Annotated in this window: 18 protein-coding genes; 15 read left to right on the forward strand and 3 right to left on the reverse strand. The window is 43.3% G+C overall.

Annotated features, from left to right (window positions below):
* Positions 1 to 7 precede the first annotated feature (7 nt).
* From BN4_RS02500 to cimA, 6 genes are read left to right on the forward strand one after another with little or no spacing between them, the layout of a single operon-like run.
* Positions 8 to 379: a holo-[acyl-carrier-protein] synthase gene (locus BN4_RS02500; protein WP_015413773.1), complete on the forward strand. Its 372-nt coding sequence runs from the start codon at positions 8 to 10 to the stop codon at positions 377 to 379.
* A gap of 20 nt (positions 380 to 399) precedes the next feature.
* Positions 400 to 1,950, forward strand: a complete 1,551-nt coding sequence (locus BN4_RS02505; RefSeq protein WP_015413774.1) for a bifunctional ADP-dependent NAD(P)H-hydrate dehydratase/NAD(P)H-hydrate epimerase — start codon at positions 400 to 402, stop codon at positions 1,948 to 1,950.
* Complete coding sequence (locus BN4_RS02510; protein ID WP_015413775.1) at positions 1,944 to 2,393, forward strand: CBS domain-containing protein; 450 nt, start codon at positions 1,944 to 1,946, stop codon at positions 2,391 to 2,393. The genes BN4_RS02505 and BN4_RS02510 overlap by 7 nt, the downstream gene beginning before the upstream one ends.
* A 15-nt stretch (positions 2,394 to 2,408) precedes the next feature.
* Positions 2,409 to 2,888, forward strand: a complete 480-nt coding sequence (gene tsaE / locus BN4_RS02515) for a tRNA (adenosine(37)-N6)-threonylcarbamoyltransferase complex ATPase subunit type 1 TsaE (protein ID WP_015413776.1) — start codon at positions 2,409 to 2,411, stop codon at positions 2,886 to 2,888.
* Positions 2,889 to 2,906: 18 nt separating this feature from the next.
* Complete coding sequence (locus tag BN4_RS02520) at positions 2,907 to 4,142, forward strand: aspartate kinase (RefSeq protein ID WP_015413777.1); 1,236 nt, start codon at positions 2,907 to 2,909, stop codon at positions 4,140 to 4,142.
* Complete coding sequence (gene cimA / locus BN4_RS02525; RefSeq protein ID WP_015413778.1) at positions 4,139 to 5,734, forward strand: citramalate synthase; 1,596 nt, start codon at positions 4,139 to 4,141, stop codon at positions 5,732 to 5,734. Before BN4_RS02520 ends, cimA begins: the two co-directional genes overlap by 4 nt.
* A 110-nt stretch (positions 5,735 to 5,844) precedes the next feature.
* Here cimA and gap read toward each other — a convergent pair whose 3' ends face one another.
* Positions 5,845 to 6,828: a type I glyceraldehyde-3-phosphate dehydrogenase gene (gene gap, locus BN4_RS02530; protein ID WP_015413779.1), complete on the reverse strand. Its 984-nt coding sequence runs from the start codon at positions 6,826 to 6,828 to the stop codon at positions 5,845 to 5,847.
* A gap of 99 nt (positions 6,829 to 6,927) precedes the next feature.
* Positions 6,928 to 7,680, reverse strand: coding sequence for a 5'/3'-nucleotidase SurE (gene surE, locus BN4_RS02535; protein WP_015413780.1), 753 nt, complete (start codon positions 7,678 to 7,680; stop codon positions 6,928 to 6,930).
* Positions 7,681 to 7,822: 142 nt separating this feature from the next.
* Here surE and BN4_RS02540 point away from each other — a divergent pair, with 142 nt between their 5' ends.
* The 9 genes from BN4_RS02540 (at position 7,823) to eutC (ending at position 15,254) form a co-directional block, all read left to right on the forward strand.
* Positions 7,823 to 8,851, forward strand: a complete 1,029-nt coding sequence (locus BN4_RS02540; RefSeq protein ID WP_015413782.1) for a 3'-5' exoribonuclease YhaM family protein — start codon at positions 7,823 to 7,825, stop codon at positions 8,849 to 8,851.
* Complete coding sequence (tmk, locus tag BN4_RS02545; RefSeq protein ID WP_015413783.1) at positions 8,827 to 9,462, forward strand: dTMP kinase; 636 nt, start codon at positions 8,827 to 8,829, stop codon at positions 9,460 to 9,462. Before BN4_RS02540 ends, tmk begins: the two co-directional genes overlap by 25 nt.
* A 316-nt stretch (positions 9,463 to 9,778) precedes the next feature.
* Positions 9,779 to 10,396, forward strand: coding sequence for an amino acid ABC transporter permease (locus tag BN4_RS02550; RefSeq protein ID WP_322785961.1), 618 nt, complete (start codon positions 9,779 to 9,781; stop codon positions 10,394 to 10,396).
* A 158-nt stretch (positions 10,397 to 10,554) separates the two neighbouring features.
* Entirely contained in the window at positions 10,555 to 11,406 is an 852-nt protein-coding gene (locus tag BN4_RS02555) for a transporter substrate-binding domain-containing protein (RefSeq protein ID WP_041720095.1), read from the forward strand.
* A 14-nt stretch (positions 11,407 to 11,420) separates the two neighbouring features.
* Positions 11,421 to 12,305, forward strand: a complete 885-nt coding sequence (locus BN4_RS02560; RefSeq protein WP_015413786.1) for an amino acid ABC transporter permease — start codon at positions 11,421 to 11,423, stop codon at positions 12,303 to 12,305.
* Between the two features lie 2 nt (positions 12,306 to 12,307).
* On the forward strand, positions 12,308 to 12,679 hold the full coding sequence (locus tag BN4_RS02565; protein WP_015413787.1) for a glutaredoxin family protein: 372 nt from the start codon (positions 12,308 to 12,310) through the stop codon (positions 12,677 to 12,679).
* A gap of 2 nt (positions 12,680 to 12,681) precedes the next feature.
* Positions 12,682 to 13,014, forward strand: a complete 333-nt coding sequence (locus BN4_RS02570) for a ferredoxin-thioredoxin reductase catalytic domain-containing protein (protein ID WP_015413788.1) — start codon at positions 12,682 to 12,684, stop codon at positions 13,012 to 13,014.
* A gap of 79 nt (positions 13,015 to 13,093) precedes the next feature.
* The gene (locus BN4_RS02575; protein WP_041720096.1) at positions 13,094 to 14,452 is read left to right on the forward strand and encodes an ethanolamine ammonia-lyase subunit EutB; all 1,359 of its coding nucleotides are present in this window, start codon (positions 13,094 to 13,096) and stop codon (positions 14,450 to 14,452) included.
* A gap of 13 nt (positions 14,453 to 14,465) precedes the next feature.
* A complete protein-coding gene (gene eutC, locus BN4_RS02580) occupies positions 14,466 to 15,254 on the forward strand; it encodes an ethanolamine ammonia-lyase subunit EutC (RefSeq protein ID WP_041720097.1) in 789 nt (262 codons plus the stop codon).
* A 104-nt stretch (positions 15,255 to 15,358) separates the two neighbouring features.
* Here eutC and secF read toward each other — a convergent pair whose 3' ends face one another.
* Entirely contained in the window at positions 15,359 to 16,420 is a 1,062-nt protein-coding gene (gene secF, locus BN4_RS02585) for a protein translocase subunit SecF (protein WP_015413791.1), read from the reverse strand.
* Positions 16,421 to 16,423 lie beyond the last annotated feature (3 nt).

Consider the following 16,423-nt stretch of genomic DNA (forward strand, 5'->3'; position numbering starts at 1 on the left):
TAGAACGATGATCAAGGGATTGGGGCTCGACCTATGTGAAATAAATCGTATTCAGCAGAATTGGGAACGATTCAAAAGCAGGTTTATTCAAAAAATTCTGACAGAAAAAGAAATTGAGCAACTTCCTCAAAATCCCGTTCCTCGATTGGCGGCACTCTTTGCTGGTAAGGAAGCGGCAGTAAAAGCTCTTGGCACTGGATTTTCCGGTGGGATACATTTTCATTGTATTGAAATCCTCCATACTTCAAGTGGGAAACCTGAAATTTTCTTTCTCGGAAAAGGTCTTAAAAAATTCGCTGAAATTGGAGCAACATCCGCTCATATTACGCTCACTCATTCTCGAGACACAGCGGCAGCCACCGTAGTACTGGAAGGCTAGGACTCGAACCAAGGAAAACTATGTTACAGCCCCTACCGACCCCAGATGAAATAGCAGTCTGGGAGAAAGAAACCATCTCTACAATTGGTATCCCAGGGCTCACTCTCATGGAATCTGCCAGCCGCCAGGTGGTCAGTATTCTTCTGGAAGAATACGGGCAGATTGATGGTGCCAATATATTCTGCTTTGCAGGAGCTGGGAACAATGCCGGTGATACGTTTGCTATTGCCAGACAGCTTCAGGATTTGGGAGGCAATGTTATTGTTTTCCATTCAAAAAACAAAAAGCAATACCGAGGAGATACTCGAAAAAACCTTATATGGGCACACAAGTTAGATGTGCCCTTTCGGCACATCGGGTCATCTGATTTATCTCGATTCGGTCATCCTGATATTGTTATTGACGGTCTGCTCGGAACAGGGTTTCAAGGCCCACTGCGGAAAGATTTTTTAGAATTGGTACAATTTATCAATATACAATCCCAACATGCCTATATCCTTTCAGTTGATCTTCCTTCCGGACTTAATGGTCTTACTGGACTCCCTGATCCCGAAGCAGTTCGGGCAACGTGTACAGTGACGTTTGAAGCTCCGAAGCTTGGGCTTGTTTTTCCTGAAGCCCAAAAGTACACAGGAAAAATTCACGTCTGTGGGATTGGTATACCCAAAAGTATCCAACGCCTTTCTCCCCCTCGCCATTATCTCATTTCTCATGAGGCCATGGACAATATCCCGAAATCTTCTCCTGATATTCACAAAGGAAAAGCCGGACGCATACTCATAATCGGAGGCTCTCTGGGACTGACAGGAGCTCCCCATCTGGCTGCCATGGGAGCTCTGAGAAGTGGCGCTGGATTAGTGACAATAGCCTGCCCTGGCGGTCTTATGAGCGAAATTAAGGCAGGCTCCCCGGACATAATGATATTTCCGCTTGGAAAGGGGGAGCATTGGACACCTGGCATGGCGGAGACACTTCTTGAAAATCTTTCCGATTATGATGCTGTGGTTGTCGGCCCTGGTCTTGGACGTGCTCCCAAAACAGTTGATTTTCTCAAAGGTTTTATTGCACAGTGCACGGCGCAGACTGTTTTGGATGCAGATGCCCTCTTTGGTATATCGCATTTTCCTGAAATGCTGAAAGACCTGACAGATTCGATGATCCTGACTCCACACCCTGGAGAAATGGCGACATTAATGCATACATCCATTCAGCATATACAAAAGGATCGATTGGCCTGTTCTCGGCAATTTGTTGATCGATCGAACGCTACTCTCGTGCTAAAAGGGGCAGGTACTTTGATTTCGAATACAACAATGACCTGTTTGAGTCCTTTTGCAGAACCAAACTTGGCGGTTGGAGGCTCAGGGGATGTTTTATCAGGAATCATCGCCTCTTTGGTGGCTCGCGATCTCAATCCTTTCACTGCGGCTTGCACTGCTGTGTATTGGCATGGTTTTACAGGACGATTGCTCAAAAACGAATTTCCCGCCAGAGGCAATCTGGCAACAGACATAGCAAATAGGCTGCCTCAGGCAGTAAAACAGCATACCAAGGAGTTTTCATCGTGCTGAAGGCCAAAGATATAATGACCACAGAATGTATTACTCTGACACCTGATACGGATGTGGCGACTGCAGCCAGGACGTTGATTGAAAACAAGATCAATGGAGCCCCTGTGATTGACAACGGACAAGTTGTTGGTGTTCTCTGTCAGGCCGACCTCGTCGCTCAACAGAAAAAGGTGACACTTCCTTCTTTCTTCACTCTTTTGGATGGAGTTTTTCCTCTTTCTTCACATGAGGAATTAGAGAGAGAAATGAAGAAGATCTCTGCTCTTACTGTTGGAGAAGCAATGACTCCCGCTCCAATTTTTATTTCTCCTGAAACAAAAATGGAAGATATCGCAACCATGATGGCCAATGAGAAACTGTACACTCTCCCGGTGTTGGATGACGATAAGCTTGTTGGCGTCGTAGGAAAGGAAGATGTTTTAAAGACTCTTTTACAAGGGTAGAAGGATTTGGAGAACGTGAAGCTCCATCTTCAAGATACGCAAGCAACCCTTGCATTTGGTGTCAGTCTTGGAAAGGTCGTCAGCAAGGTAAACCCTTTCCCTGCAATACTTTTGCAGGGAAACCTTGGTTCTGGAAAGACCACACTTGTTCGAGGGTTAGTCGAATCATTGCATGGGGCCGAGTTGGCAGAAGTTTCAAGTCCAAGCTTCAATATTGTTAACCTCTACCCAACCGAACCACCAGTTGCTCATTTTGATCTCTATCGTCTGGAAGGTCTTCCTCCTGATGAAGCTCTTTTTGAGTATATGGATGATCCAGGTATACTGACTATCATTGAATGGGCTCAGTTTCTGGCCCCATCATTATGGCCGGATAACTCTATTTTTCTTGAATGGAGCCCCGCAGAGACTGGACGAAATGTCACAGTTCATGCCACTGGAAAGTCGTCACAGGAGGTAGTCACCTCTTTGTCGAATGAATTTAAACTCAAGTAAGCAAAGCATAGAGCGAAAATGAACATCGTCGTACAAAAATTCGGTGGAACCTCAGTTCGCAACCTTGAATGTCAACGCCAAGTGATGCAAAAGGTCCTGCGTCCTTATCGTGAGGGGAATAAAGTCATTGTTGTTCTTTCTGCTATGGCGGGAGAAACAAACAGACTTCTTGGATTAGCAAAAGAATGGTCAGATAATCCTGACCCCGCAGAATTGGACTCCATGGTCTCCACAGGTGAACAGGTATCCTGTGCTCTTTTTGCAATGCTTCTGAAGCAACAAGGAGTTAAAGCTCGTTCTGTTTTGGGGTTTCAGGCTCCCGTAGAAACGGACTGTGCTTTCGGTAAAGCTCGCATCGTCAATATTGATGAAAAAAAATTGGAATGTCTGCTAAATGAGCATGATGTTTTAGTCGTTGCCGGATTTCAAGGGTGTGATGAGCAGCTTAGAATTACCACACTTGGTCGTGGTGGGTCAGACACCTCTGCTGTTGCCCTCGCTGCGGCCATAAAAGCTGATGTCTGTGAAATTTATACCGATGTTCCTGGTGTTTTCACAACTGATCCGAATATGTGCTCTGACGCTCGCAAGATTGACCGAATTGCTTATGATGAAATGTTGGAAATGGCGAGTATGGGAGCGAAAGTACTTCAGATACGTTCTGTTGAATTTGCCAAAAAATATAATGTAACCGTTCATGTCCGCTCAACTTTTTCAGATGAACTGGGCACTATAGTCACGCAGGAGGACGAAAGTATGGAATCCGTTCTTGTTTCAGGAATTGCATACGACAAGGATCAGGCCAGAATTACGCTTGTCAGCGTAACGGATACACCTGGGGTTTCCGCTCAGATTTTTTCACCGTTGGCCGATAAAAGAATTCTTGTCGATATGATCGTTCAGAATCCGAGCAAAGACGGTAAAACAGATATGACCTTTACGGTCCCTCGAGCTGATGTCGATCAAACAATCAGAACTCTTGAAGAACTTAAATATGAAATAGGTTTTGAAGAGCTCAACAGCAATCTCAATGTCTCGAAAGTCTCGATTATTGGCGTCGGCATGCGTAACCACTCAGGAGTCGCTGCACGCGCATTCCAATCGCTTGCCGATGAGAATATCAATATCCTCATGATCAGCACATCTGAAATCAAGGTGACATGTCTGATCGATGACAAATACACGGAATTAGCAGTCAGGACACTGCATAATGCCTTTCATTTAGATGGAGGCGAACCACTTGAGACATTATGAAAAAAATAACGATATACGATACCACACTGCGTGATGGAGCCCAAGCTGAAGAACTGAACCTGACCACCGAAGACAAGATACGCATTGCGCATAAGTTAGATGAGCTTGGTATTCATTATATTGAAGCAGGTTGGCCCGGTTCCAATCCTACCGACAAAAAATTCTTTGACGAGATAAAGAAGCATACTTTTGAATTTGCGCGGCTTACTGCTTTTGGTTCCACTCATCTTGCAAAAAAAACACCTGCTCAAGATGCGAATTTGAATGCTCTTCTTGCGGCGGAAACTTCAGTTATTACCATCTTTGGAAAGAGTTGGGATCTCCATGCAACGACTGCACTTGGCATTCCTCTTGAGAGAAATCTTGAACTGATTTCGAATAGTATTGATTATTTATGTCAACGTGTTGATGAAGTTATATTTGATGCAGAACATTTTTTTGATGGGTACAAAAACAATCCTGAATATGCGCTGAAAGCACTGAAGGCTGCCTATCAGGCCGGTGCCTCAAGACTCATTTTATGTGATACGAACGGCGGCACTCTGACACATGAGGTCGCGGCAACCATATCCGCTGTGCGAAAGGCGCTCCCCAATGCGAGTCTGGGAATTCATGCGCACAATGATTCAGAAATGGCGGTCGCCAATTCTATTGAAGCCGTCCGGCTCGGTGCATGCCAGGTTCAAGGAACAATCAATGGATACGGAGAACGGTGTGGAAATGCCAATTTATGTTCTGTCATCCCGAATCTCGAACTTAAAATGGGCCTTGAAACAATTGGGCAAGGCAATCTAGAGCGTCTTACAAGCACATCTCACTATATTAGTGAAATTGCTAACTTACGTCCATTTATGCGACAACCTTTTGTTGGGGCATCCGCCTTTGCTCATAAGGGTGGGATTCATGTCTCCGCAATTCTCAAAGATGCCAAAACTTACGAACACATCATTCCTGAAACAGTTGGAAATGAACAACGAGTATTGCTTTCTGACCAAGCCGGTAAAAGTAATATTTTATTTAAAGCAAGAGAATTGGGGTATGAGCTTGGTAAAAATGATCCAACCGTGGACCTCCTTCTTAGAGAACTAAAGCAAAAAGAAAGCATGGGGTATGAATATTCTGTGGCAGATGCTTCCTTCGAATTGGTTTTGTTGGAAGCGCTTGGAACGCCTCTCAATTACTTTAGATTTCAGAATTTCTTCGTTGTTGATGCAAAAAGGGAAGAGGATGCAGAACCTTTTACCGAGGCAACTGTCATCGTCGACGTGAAAGGTCAGGTTGAGCATACAGCAGCAACTGGTATGGGCCCTGTCAATGCGTTAGACCGTGCACTCCGGAAAGGTTTGGAACGATTTTATCCGAAACTTAGTGAAGTCAAATTGCTGGACTTTAAAGTTCGTGTTTTATCGGGTGCAGTCCGAGATACTGGCGGGACAGCTTCTTTTGTCCGCGTGCTTATTGAAACGGGAGATAAGCATGAACGATGGACAACAATGGGCGTCTCTCATAATATTATCGAAGCGAGTTGGCAGGCTGTCGTTGATTCCGTCAATTACAAACTTTTCAAAGATGACCTTCGGGACACCCTATAGAGTCTCTATTCTCATTGTTTTCTTGGGATCCCTATCGGATATGCATAGGTTCTGAGAAATTTAAAAGCCGCTCTATCTTCAGATAGAGCGGCTTTATTCTCGTCAAAGATTTAAAGCATTCTGGCTGCCTGTTTTGTCAAACGCAGCAGTTGGTTGGTAAAGCCTGCTTCATTATCATACCAGACAATAAGCTTCAATTGCGTTCCACCCATTATGCGAGTCAGCGAGCTATCAACAACACCACCAAAAGTCGACCCCATAAAGTCGACCGAAACCAGAGGTTCAGTAGTATAGCCCATGGATTCATTGGCAGCGGCTTTGAGAGAAGCATTAACTTCATCAACTGTCGTCGTTTGCTTCAACTCGCAAACAAGATCCACCAAGGAGACATTTGGCGTAGGAACCCGAATTGCCATGCCGTCAAGCACACCACTAAGCTCTGGAATAACCAACCCCACTGCTTTGGCCGCACCGGTCGTGGTCGGAACCATATTGACCGCACAAGCACGTGCGCGGCGCAAATCTTTGTGTGAGCCATCCAGAATACGTTGACTCATGGTGTAGGAATGGACCGTTGTCATAATTCCATGCTTGATGCCAAATTGGTCATTGATGACTTTGGCCACAGGAGCCAGGCAGTTTGTCGTGCAGGATGCATTGGATATAATATTATGTTCTGGAGCAAGAAGCTCATCGTTGACACCAACGACAACAGTGATATCAGCATCTTTTCCAGGTGCACTGATCAAAACCTTTTTGGCACCACATGCCAAATGTTTTTCGCAACTTTCTCGGTCTGTAAATTTACCTGTAGATTCTACAACAATATCACAGCCCAACTCTCCCCAGATCCATTCACCAGGAGCCTTCCGAGTCACGGTAACCGCTTTCCCATTCATGAGAAAACCATCATCGGTTGGTTCAACATCCAGGAATGATCCATGGACAGAATCATATTTCAAAAGATGTGCTAAATCTTCATTGGAAGCCCGCGCGTTGACTGCAACCAATTCCAAATCCGCTTCATTTGCAATTAATCTTGCGAGATACCTTCCGATCCGACCAAAACCATTCAGGCCTATTTTAGTAGCCATGTGAGTGTCCTCCTGGATGTGCTAAATATATTGCCCCAATACTTATTGTATATGGGACAAAAGAAAAAAACATTTCCATTATTTTAAAAATGACCGTATTTATATAAGCTTTTTATTAAGAAGATCCATTGTTTTCCTATCGGTAAAATCAAAATGCAATGGAGTAAGAGTTATATGTTTTTTTGTTAATAACGCCCTATCCCTATCTTCGCTGATTCTTTTCGGAGGAATGGCTCCGCATAACCAATAATACAAATGGCCGCGCGGGTCCCTTCTTGTTTCATAAGCGTCTTCGTATGACGCGCGAGTGTGCGCACACAAAACGAGTTCTTTGGCCTCTTCTATGGGACAATCCGGGAAGTTGAGGTTCAAAACACATTTTGCGGGCAATGAATTCCATGGAATTTGGGGCAGCAATGCAGCACAGTATTGGGCCTGATTTGTCAAATCCACAGGATTGTAATTATCCATGGATACCGCCATGGAGGGAATTTCCATAAGCGCTCCTTCAGTGGCGGCTGAGACTGTTCCAGAGTAGAGTATGTCGACGCCAACATTAGCACCGGCATTAATGCCAGACAAAACCAAATCTGGCTTTTGATCCAATAAGGTACTTAGACCTAACTTAACACAATCAACAGGAGTTCCATAGACCCCTTGGCCTACAAATCCATTCTCCCGAAAATCCTTCACTTTGATAGGCATCGAAAGAGTCACCGCATGTCCAACCGCAGATTGTTCTGTGACAGGAGCGACAACACGAACATCATGCCCTGCTTCAACAAGAGCAAAATACAGGGCGCGAAGTCCAACCGCTTGAATTCCATCATCATTAGCAAGAAGTATATACATATATCACCCTTTTGATTGATTTGACAATTCAAGTGAAATCGGGTTCATAACCTTGTAGCGGGTAAAATGACCACGCTCCCGCCCTCTTTGACGAAAATCATAATGGGCGAGGTACCTCAACATAAGCGAGATAGCAAGATTCGTGACCCAAAAGTCGCAATATATTCAAGACCTGTCGGCCGGAATGCCAGTCAATGATCTCTTTCTTCTCAGTGCGGCCAGTATGGCCCAGTCTAGAAATGGTCCATACTGGAGTCTGACTTTCCAAGATGCTACAGGTAAAATCGATGGCAAAATCTGGAGCCCTAAAAGTCAGGAATACCCTACTCTAGAACCTGGTCAAATGGCTCTCGTACGTGGCTTTATTGAAAGTTATCGAGATAAGAATCAACTTAAAGTAGACCACATGGAGTTGATCGACGTCAATTCGACTCTCATTGATTACTCTGATTTTCTGCCGACATCCAGTATTCCTCCAGAAGAGCTTATGGAAGCCATTGAAGATCTCGTTATCGAGCATATTCAATACACGCCACTCAAGTCATTGTGTCGTAAGGTTCTCAATAACGAAGAGATTCGTCAAAAAATGCTTATAGCCCCTGGGGCAAAGTCTGTTCACCATGCCTATATAGGTGGTCTCCTTGAACATACACTCCAAGTTGCCAAGGCATGTATGGCGTTGTGTACAGTCTATCCTGACCTTGATCGTCAAATACTCTTGGTGGGCGCTATTTTCCACGACTTAGGAAAAGCTTGGGAACTCTCAGGAGGAATGGTAAACGATTACACTGATGAAGGCAGGCTTCTCGGGCATATCCAAATTGGTCAGGATAAACTTGAACCTTTTCTAAAAAGAGCCAAAGGGCTTGATGAAAAAATCAAATTACACTTGAAGCATCTGATCACAAGCCACCATGGAGAACATGATTTTGGTTCTCCTGTTCGTCCCAAAACTCCGGAAGCCTTTGTTTTACATTTCGCAGACAATATGGATGCAAAGCTGAACATAATTGAGCAAGCTTATGGTGAGATGGATAAAAATGGACTGGAATGGTCACCTTATATGCGATTCCTTGACCGAAATATTTACAAAGCTCCATCAACCCCGGATAAATCGAAAAAGAAACACGAAAAGCCGGAGAACCAATGTTTATTACCTTTGAAGGTATAGAGGGGACGGGTAAAACGACGCAGATAGCTAAGGTTGAGAAGTACCTTACCTCTCTCGGAAAAGATGTCCTTCTTACCCTTGAGCCTGGCGGCAGTCGTGTTGGGCAAGAGCTACGAAAAATGCTCCTTCATGTGGAGAATCAGGACATAACACCGCAGACAGAACTCTTTCTTTATCTGGCAGATAGAGCACAACACGTGTCTCAAATTATACGCCCCAACTTGGCAGCCGGTAAAGTTGTTCTCTGTGATCGATTCGCAGATTCCACGATAGTTTATCAAGGTTTTGGAAGAGGACTGGATACAAAGGTTCTACAACAACTCAATGATGTTGCTGTTGACGGGCTCTGGCCAGATCTCACTATTCTTCTCGATATTGATCCAGAAGTAGGCCTCCAACGTGCCAACTCTAGAAATCTTGAAGAAAACAAAACCAATGAAGAAGGACGCTTTGAAGCTGAACATATATCCTTCCACAAAAGAATCCGCGAAGGGTATCTCACTTGGGCAGCATTAAATCGAGATAGGGTGAAGGTTGCAGATGCTTCTGCTTCTCCAGAGAAAGTCTTTGAGCAGATCAAGGATATGCTAGACGCCGAGGTAAGTAGCTAAAAATATCTCATTCCATTGAGAACAATGACACTCTGGATTCTTCTTCTGAATCTGGTATGGTTACACAGGACAGTGTCCATAACCCTCTATCAACTGATTACCCAGAGAAGACATGCACAAGATGTTCCCACCTTTAAGAAAAAATCGAGTATCCACTGCGGCTCTTTTTGATACCTGTAAGTATATTTTGCTCATGGTGGTCTTGGTATGGCTGATTGTTTCAGGCTCAGAAAAACTTGGATATAATTGGCAATGGTATCGGATTCCCCAGTATTTTGGACAAATAACTGAGAAGGGAATATCTTGGGGCCCTCTTATGAAGGGATTGGCAGTGACTATGGAAATTACCGCTATTTCCATGTTCTTTATGCTCGTGATAGGCTTGATAACAGCGCTCTTGCGAATGACAGGGGCGCGGATAGGATGTGGACTTGCGCGTATTTATATGGAGTTGATTCGCAATTCCCCTTTGCTTATCCAAATATTCTTCATTTATTTTGTCATAGCCCCAATTCTGAATATGTCCGGATTCTGGGCCGCAGTCATTGCTTTGAGCCTCTTTGAGGGGGCGTATGCGTCCGAAATCTTCAGAGCGGGCATAACTTCCATCAATCAAGGCCAATGGGAAGCTGCCAAAAGTCTTGGTATGAATGCCTATCCAATGTATAGATATATCATCCTTCCACAAGCTATTCGACGTATTATCCCTCCACTGACGAGTCAGGCTGTTTCTTTGATTAAGGATTCTGCCCTTGTCTCCACCGTGGCTATTTTGGATTTGACCCAACAGGGACGAATTATCGATGCAGAGACATTTCTCACTTTTGAAATATGGTTTACGGTCGCTGCTATTTACTTGTGTATCACGCTCACACTTTCTACACTGGTACGCATACTTGAGCAGAGGACACAAAATATGGATTCTACAATCTGAGTTAGGAGGATCATTATGACTATCTGGAGAGCTATTAGCACAGGCAAAGGAATCTTAATTGCCATTTTAGGAGTTTCTCATGTGACCTTTGCTCAGGAATCCTGCAAGCTGTAACCCTGACGCGTCCATTTTTCTATATGGACAAAGGAATTTGTAAAATGAAACACTTACGCTCAATGTTTCTCGTCTCCGTTTTTTGTTTGGCTATCTCGCTTTTGGGGTGTGACCAAGCTCCCGAGAAGGACGGTAAAGGCGACTCCAATCTTGCTTCTTCCCAACAGACAAGCCAACTTGAAACTATCCTCCAGAGAGGAACCATAAAAGTTGGCTTTGATACGTTTAAACCTTGGGCTATGAAAGATAAGGCGGGAAATTATATTGGTTTCGAGATCGAAGTAGCCCAAAAAATAGCCGAAGATATGGGGGTAAAAGTTGAACTGGTCCCCACAAAGTGGTCTGGTATCATTCCTGCCCTTCTAACAGGGAAATTCGATATCATTATCGGTGGGATGTCAATCACACCACAACGAAATCTCAAGGTTAACTTTACAATACCTTACGAATTTTCTGGAATGTCTCTTATCGCAAGTAAAACCCGAGCAGGAAATCGTTCAACATTGGAAGACTTCGACAACCCTGAAACTGTTATCGCAGTTCGCCTTGGTACAACTGCAGCCGAGGCAGCGAAAAATTTTCTTCCGAATGCCAAAAAACTCTTTTTCGACGAAGAATCTCAAACAGTACAGGAACTCCTGAACAAACGAGTTGATGCTTTAGTTGCCTCTAATCCTCTGCCCGTCAATCTGGCGAAAGAGTATCCCGATCAACTCTACCTTCCTCTTGGTAAGGATTTCACTAGAGAGCCAATCTCGTTTGCGATTCGTAAGGGAGACTTAGATTATCTGAACTGGCTTGATAACTGGGTTCGTGTGAATATGAGCAAAGGATGGTTGCAGAATCGTTACCAGCATTGGTTTTTTACACATGATTGGGAAGATCAATTGCAATAAACGGTTGAATCCTGGTGTTCTTTAAAAAAAAATACTTATCCTTTTCCCTGCTTGACATCGTCTTACTGACGATGTTGGCAGGGGGACTTGGTTTTGTCTTTTTTAAGGCATTTACAGGTCTCAATTATCACTGGAAGTGGGAGGTTATCCCGCAATATCTGATCCGGTATGACCCTTCACACAAAGTATGGGCAGCCGGATTACTCACACAAGGACTTCTGACAACCCTACGCCTCAGTATTTGGGCCTCCTTGTTTTCATTGGGCATAGGTATCATTATAGGACTTTTTCGTGTAAGCCCTTCTCTTTTCAAGCGTCAGGTCGCAACGACTTATGTTGGTCTCATCCGCAATACTCCACCATTGGTTCTGATTTTTATTTTTTATTTTTTTGTTGCAGATCAGATTATGACAGCACTACATATGGATGACTTTATTTACAGTCTCTCCGCAGAAGCCAAAACAGTCATGTCCATCTTCTTCGGCCCCACCAATCGATTCCCTCAATTTCTAGCCGCAGTTTTAACACTAACTCTGTTTGAAGGTGCCTATATAACGGAAATTGTTCGTGCCGGGATTGAATCTATTGAGCCTGGTCAATGGGAGGCCTCCACTGCGCTCGGAATGCGTCGCTGGCAAGCCCTTGTTTATGTTATACTGCCACAAGGGTTACAACGAATGTTGCCAGCGCTGGCTGGACAGTTTATATCTGTTATAAAGGATTCAGCTATTGTGTCAGTCATCTCAATTGAAGAGTTGACCTTCCAAGCTCAGCAAATAATGACAACGACCTACCGAAGTTTTGAAGTTTGGACTACGGTTATGGTCATGTATTTTATCCTGACTTTTTTTTGTTCATTGGCTGTCAGGAAACTCGAACTGACCTTACGAAGGAGTTAGGCATGCTCAAATTCATCAAAAATTTTTTTGAAGGTATTTTAGACGAAGAGCCTCTGAATGCTCCAACAACTTTTATTGAAAAAAATGAACAAGAACCATTCGACCCGGAGGCGTTTGATATGGATGATGTAAAAGTATACGCACTCTCAACCTGTATTCATTGCAAAAATGCGAAAAAATACCTCGACGAATGTGGAGTCAAATACGATTGTGTTCATGTTGATAAATTAAAGGGTGATGAAAGAAAAGAAATTGTGAGAGAACTCAAAAGTCATAATCCGGCAGTTTCATTCCCGACAATTGTTATCAAAGATACCGTTGTTGTTGGTTATCACAAAGACAAAATCGACAAAGCACTACAGGAGTCAGAGTAATCATGAACGCTGAAACTCTTTATGAAAACTTGAGACGAATTCAGGAACCCAAAGGATATTATTTCAATGCTGATATGGAGATGACCCATCCCCTGCTTGAAAGCCTGCTGATCAACAAAGAACGTCTTGGCTATATGGCTTGCCCCTGTCGATTGGCAAACGAAGAGCTTGAAGCGGATAAAGATATCATCTGTCCATGTGTCTATCGAGAAAAAGATGTTGCAGAATATGGAGCATGCTTCTGTGCCCTTTATGTAAGTAAAGAATACAACGAAGGGACGATTGATAAACAGGTTGTTCCTGAACGCAGGCCTGCTGATAAAATTCTTTTTTAAGCACTTGAAGCCCCAATTCTTTGTTGGGGCTTTTTTCCATTGCCAGGGACGCCCCATTCTCGATCAGACTAGGTGCCATGTGATAAAAGTCAGAAAAGATCTGAAAACTCTTCTAGCCCTTGCTTCCCCCTTACGTTCAGGGGATATTTTGGCCGGTATTGCAGCCCGAACGGAAGAAGAACGGATTCGAGCTCAAATGGAGTTGGCTGAAGTGCCACTCAAACGATTTTTAAATGAAACCGTCATCCCTTATGAAGATGATGAGGTTACGCGATTGATTCTTGATGGACATGATAAGTCTGCTTTCAAGAAAATTCGGGGTTTTACAGTTGGAGAATTAAGAGATTGGTTACTTACGGATGAAGTAGACGCTCAATCACTCAAAATACTTTCTCCCGGTTTGACCCCAGAGATGGTTGCAGCAGTATCCAAATTGATGCGTCTTCAAGATCTTGTTCTTGTTGCCTCTAAGTGTTCAGTCATAACCGGGTTCAGGAATACTATAGGCCTTCCGGGTACTTTTTCTGTAAGATTGCAACCGAATCACCCTACTGATAATCTCAAGGGGATAGCTGCTTCGACATTTGATGGTCTGTGCTATGGATGTGGAGATGCTGTTATTGGGATCAATCCAGCGACTGATAACCTTGAAAGTACAACTCGACTTCTTCATATGCTCGATTCAATAATCAATCAGTACGATATCCCAACCCAATCGTGTGTGTTGACCCATGTCACCAGCACAATGGAAGCGATCAAAAGAGGAGCACCGGTTGATATCTGTTTTCAGTCTATTGCCGGAACAGAAAAAGCAAATAAGAGTTTTGGTATCACGCTTGATCTACTACAGGAAGCTTATGAAGCGACACTCTCTCTTCAGAGAGGGACTGTTGGAAATAACGTCATGTATTTTGAAACAGGACAGGGAAGTGCTCTCTCGGCAAATGCTCATCACGGTGTTGATCAGCAGACACTTGAAGTTCGAGCATATGCTGTAGCTCGCAAGTTTAATCCTCTCCTCGTCAATACAGTTGTCGGTTTTATTGGCCCTGAATATTTATATGATGGCAAGCAAATCATCAGAGCTGGATTAGAAGATCATTTTTGCGGCAAACTACTGGGGCTGCCGATGGGGGTGGATATCTGTTACACAAATCACGCTGAGACAGATCAAGATGATATGGATGCCCTGCTGACACTTTTAGGAACAGCACATTGCAATTTCATCATGGGAATACCTGGTGCTGACGATATTATGCTCAATTATCAATCAACATCTTTTCATGATGCTTGTTATCTTCGAAAGCTGCTCAATAAAAAACCAGCCCCTGAATTTGAAGAGTGGTTAGAAAAAATAGGAATTTATGATAGCACTGGAACCCTTTTACCACTTGCAAAAACGAATCAGTTTTTAGCTCTGCCTGATGCGTTTTGTTGAGCTACTTAAAGATATGACCAGCAAAAAAAAAATTGTCACAGCTGACAATTGGGATTCCCTGAAAAAATTTACCGATGCCAGAATTAGCCTTGGGCGTTGTGGGACAAGCCTTCCCTTGAAAGAGAGCCTTGCTTTCAAACTTGCTCATGCTCAAGCTAAGGATGCCGTGCACAAGAGTTTTCAACGAGAAACATTAATCCGAAAAATTGAGAGCCAAGGTTATTCATGTATTTCATTAAAAAGTCAGGTTGAGAACAGGAATGAATATTTGACGCGCCCGGATTTAGGGAGACAACTTGATACAGCATCTTTAGAAAAAGTAATTCAGAACGCTCCAAAAAAATGTGATATTTCTTTCATCATTTGCGACGGTTTATCTGTGCGTGCTATTCATGAAAATGGCCTGATTTTTTTTACAGAATTTATGAACACCCTAAAAGAAACACCGCTCACACTTGCTCCGGTATGCCTGGTAACTTATGGTCGAGTAGCTATTGCCGATGAAATTGGAGCTGTGTTGAATGCAACTCTTTCTATTGTCCTTATAGGTGAACGTCCCGGCTTGAGTGCGCCAAATTCTATGGGAATATATTTAACGTATGCTCCAAAAGTTGGTAATACAGATGAGGTTAGGAATTGTATATCAAATATCCGACCAGGAGGGATGACTCATCAAGCTGCAGTTCAAAAGCTCTCTTATTTACTTGAAAAGGCTTATATGTTGCGGAAAACTGGCGTTCAACTTAAAGATTCGATGCCTTCCTTTTATTTACCATTTTCAGAATTGATCGAACTTCAATAACTTTTTCACTTTACGATCTTTGGCTTGAAGTCTAAAAACTCCAAGACAAAGAAAAGGGGACAAGCCATCAGGCATGTCCCCTTTTCTAAGATTGTATTTGGCTGTTATATTGATTCGTTTGCCGATTCACTTGGACCAAATCCCATAAGAATCGGACTCGCAACAAAGATTGAGGAATATGTACCAACAACAACACCAATCAGCAAAGCAAGTGCAAAGTCATGGATGACACTGCCTCCAACCACATAAAGACACGCAACAACAAGAAGTGTTGTTAAAGATGTCATGATAGTACGAGACAAAGTCTGGTTGATAGATTTATTGATAACCGCTCCAAATGATCCAGACCGTTTTGTATCGGTATCATTTTCACGGATTCTATCAAAGACAATAATCGTATCGTTGAGAGAATAACCAATAATCGTCAAGAGAGCAGCAATAATTGTCAGATCAAATTCCTTACCAAGTATGGAAAAAATACCAACAGTAATGGTAACATCATGAATGAGAGCGACAACAGCACCGAGTGCGTAGTTGAGTTTTAAATACCAACAGAGTCCAACGGTGACGATAAGTGCAATAATGGTCAACCACGCCATATCCAGCCCAGTAAGACCTACTCCATAGATGATACCACCAAGCGCCGCGGCCATAATTGCCGCGACAGTCCAACGTTGCTCAAATCGTCCTGAGATGTAGACGGCAATGATCAGAACTGCGTAAAAAAGAGCCTCAAGCGCTTTACTACGAAGATCCGCTCCGACCTTAGGACCGACCATCTCTAAACGTTGTATCTCAAATCCCTTTCCATTCAAGTTTTTCTCAAGAGCATTAGAAATGTGCTTTCTAACTTCCTGAGAAGCGACTTCAGAAGTGGAAGTACGGATGAGATATTCATTATCCCCTTCAAGTCCAAGAGTTTGAACAACCAACCCAGGAAGTTCAACTCCTTTCAAGGCACCCTTTAACTCATTGACATCTGTTGTATGGTCCACTTTAACCTGAACGATCATACCTCCAGCAAAATCAATACCATATTTTGGTCCACCTTTAAGAACCAATGAAGTAAGACCTGCAAGAATAAAGATGGCAGAAAGAAGAAAAGCGATCTTTTTAATACCAATAAAATCAATATGGGTATTGGGTTTGATTAATTGAAGTCCCATAAT

The organism is Pseudodesulfovibrio piezophilus C1TLV30, assembly GCF_000341895.1.
GTDB classification, from domain to species: Bacteria; Desulfobacterota; Desulfovibrionia; order Desulfovibrionales; family Desulfovibrionaceae; genus Pseudodesulfovibrio; species Pseudodesulfovibrio piezophilus.

What these genes read in the sequence shown, in the direction of transcription:
- eutC (WP_041720097.1), top strand. Translation starts at nt 14,466, where the DNA reads ATGACCAGCAAAAAAAAAATTGTCACAGCTGACAATTGGGATTCCCTG.
- BN4_RS02500 (WP_015413773.1), top strand. Translation starts at nt 8, where the DNA reads ATGATCAAGGGATTGGGGCTCGACCTATGTGAAATAAATCGTATTCAG.
- gap (WP_015413779.1), bottom strand. Translation starts at nt 6,828, where the DNA reads ATGGCTACTAAAATAGGCCTGAATGGTTTTGGTCGGATCGGAAGGTAT.
- BN4_RS02570 (WP_015413788.1), top strand. Translation starts at nt 12,682, where the DNA reads ATGAACGCTGAAACTCTTTATGAAAACTTGAGACGAATTCAGGAACCC.
- BN4_RS02550 (WP_322785961.1), top strand. Translation starts at nt 9,779, where the DNA reads ATGAAGGGATTGGCAGTGACTATGGAAATTACCGCTATTTCCATGTTC.
- cimA (WP_015413778.1), top strand. Translation starts at nt 4,139, where the DNA reads ATGAAAAAAATAACGATATACGATACCACACTGCGTGATGGAGCCCAA.
- BN4_RS02520 (WP_015413777.1), top strand. Translation starts at nt 2,907, where the DNA reads ATGAACATCGTCGTACAAAAATTCGGTGGAACCTCAGTTCGCAACCTT.
- surE (WP_015413780.1), bottom strand. Translation starts at nt 7,680, where the DNA reads ATGTATATACTTCTTGCTAATGATGATGGAATTCAAGCGGTTGGACTT.
- BN4_RS02505 (WP_015413774.1), top strand. Translation starts at nt 400, where the DNA reads ATGTTACAGCCCCTACCGACCCCAGATGAAATAGCAGTCTGGGAGAAA.
- BN4_RS02565 (WP_015413787.1), top strand. Translation starts at nt 12,308, where the DNA reads ATGCTCAAATTCATCAAAAATTTTTTTGAAGGTATTTTAGACGAAGAG.
- BN4_RS02555 (WP_041720095.1), top strand. Translation starts at nt 10,555, where the DNA reads ATGAAACACTTACGCTCAATGTTTCTCGTCTCCGTTTTTTGTTTGGCT.
- secF (WP_015413791.1), bottom strand. Translation starts at nt 16,420, where the DNA reads ATGGGACTTCAATTAATCAAACCCAATACCCATATTGATTTTATTGGT.
- tmk (WP_015413783.1), top strand. Translation starts at nt 8,827, where the DNA reads ATGTTTATTACCTTTGAAGGTATAGAGGGGACGGGTAAAACGACGCAG.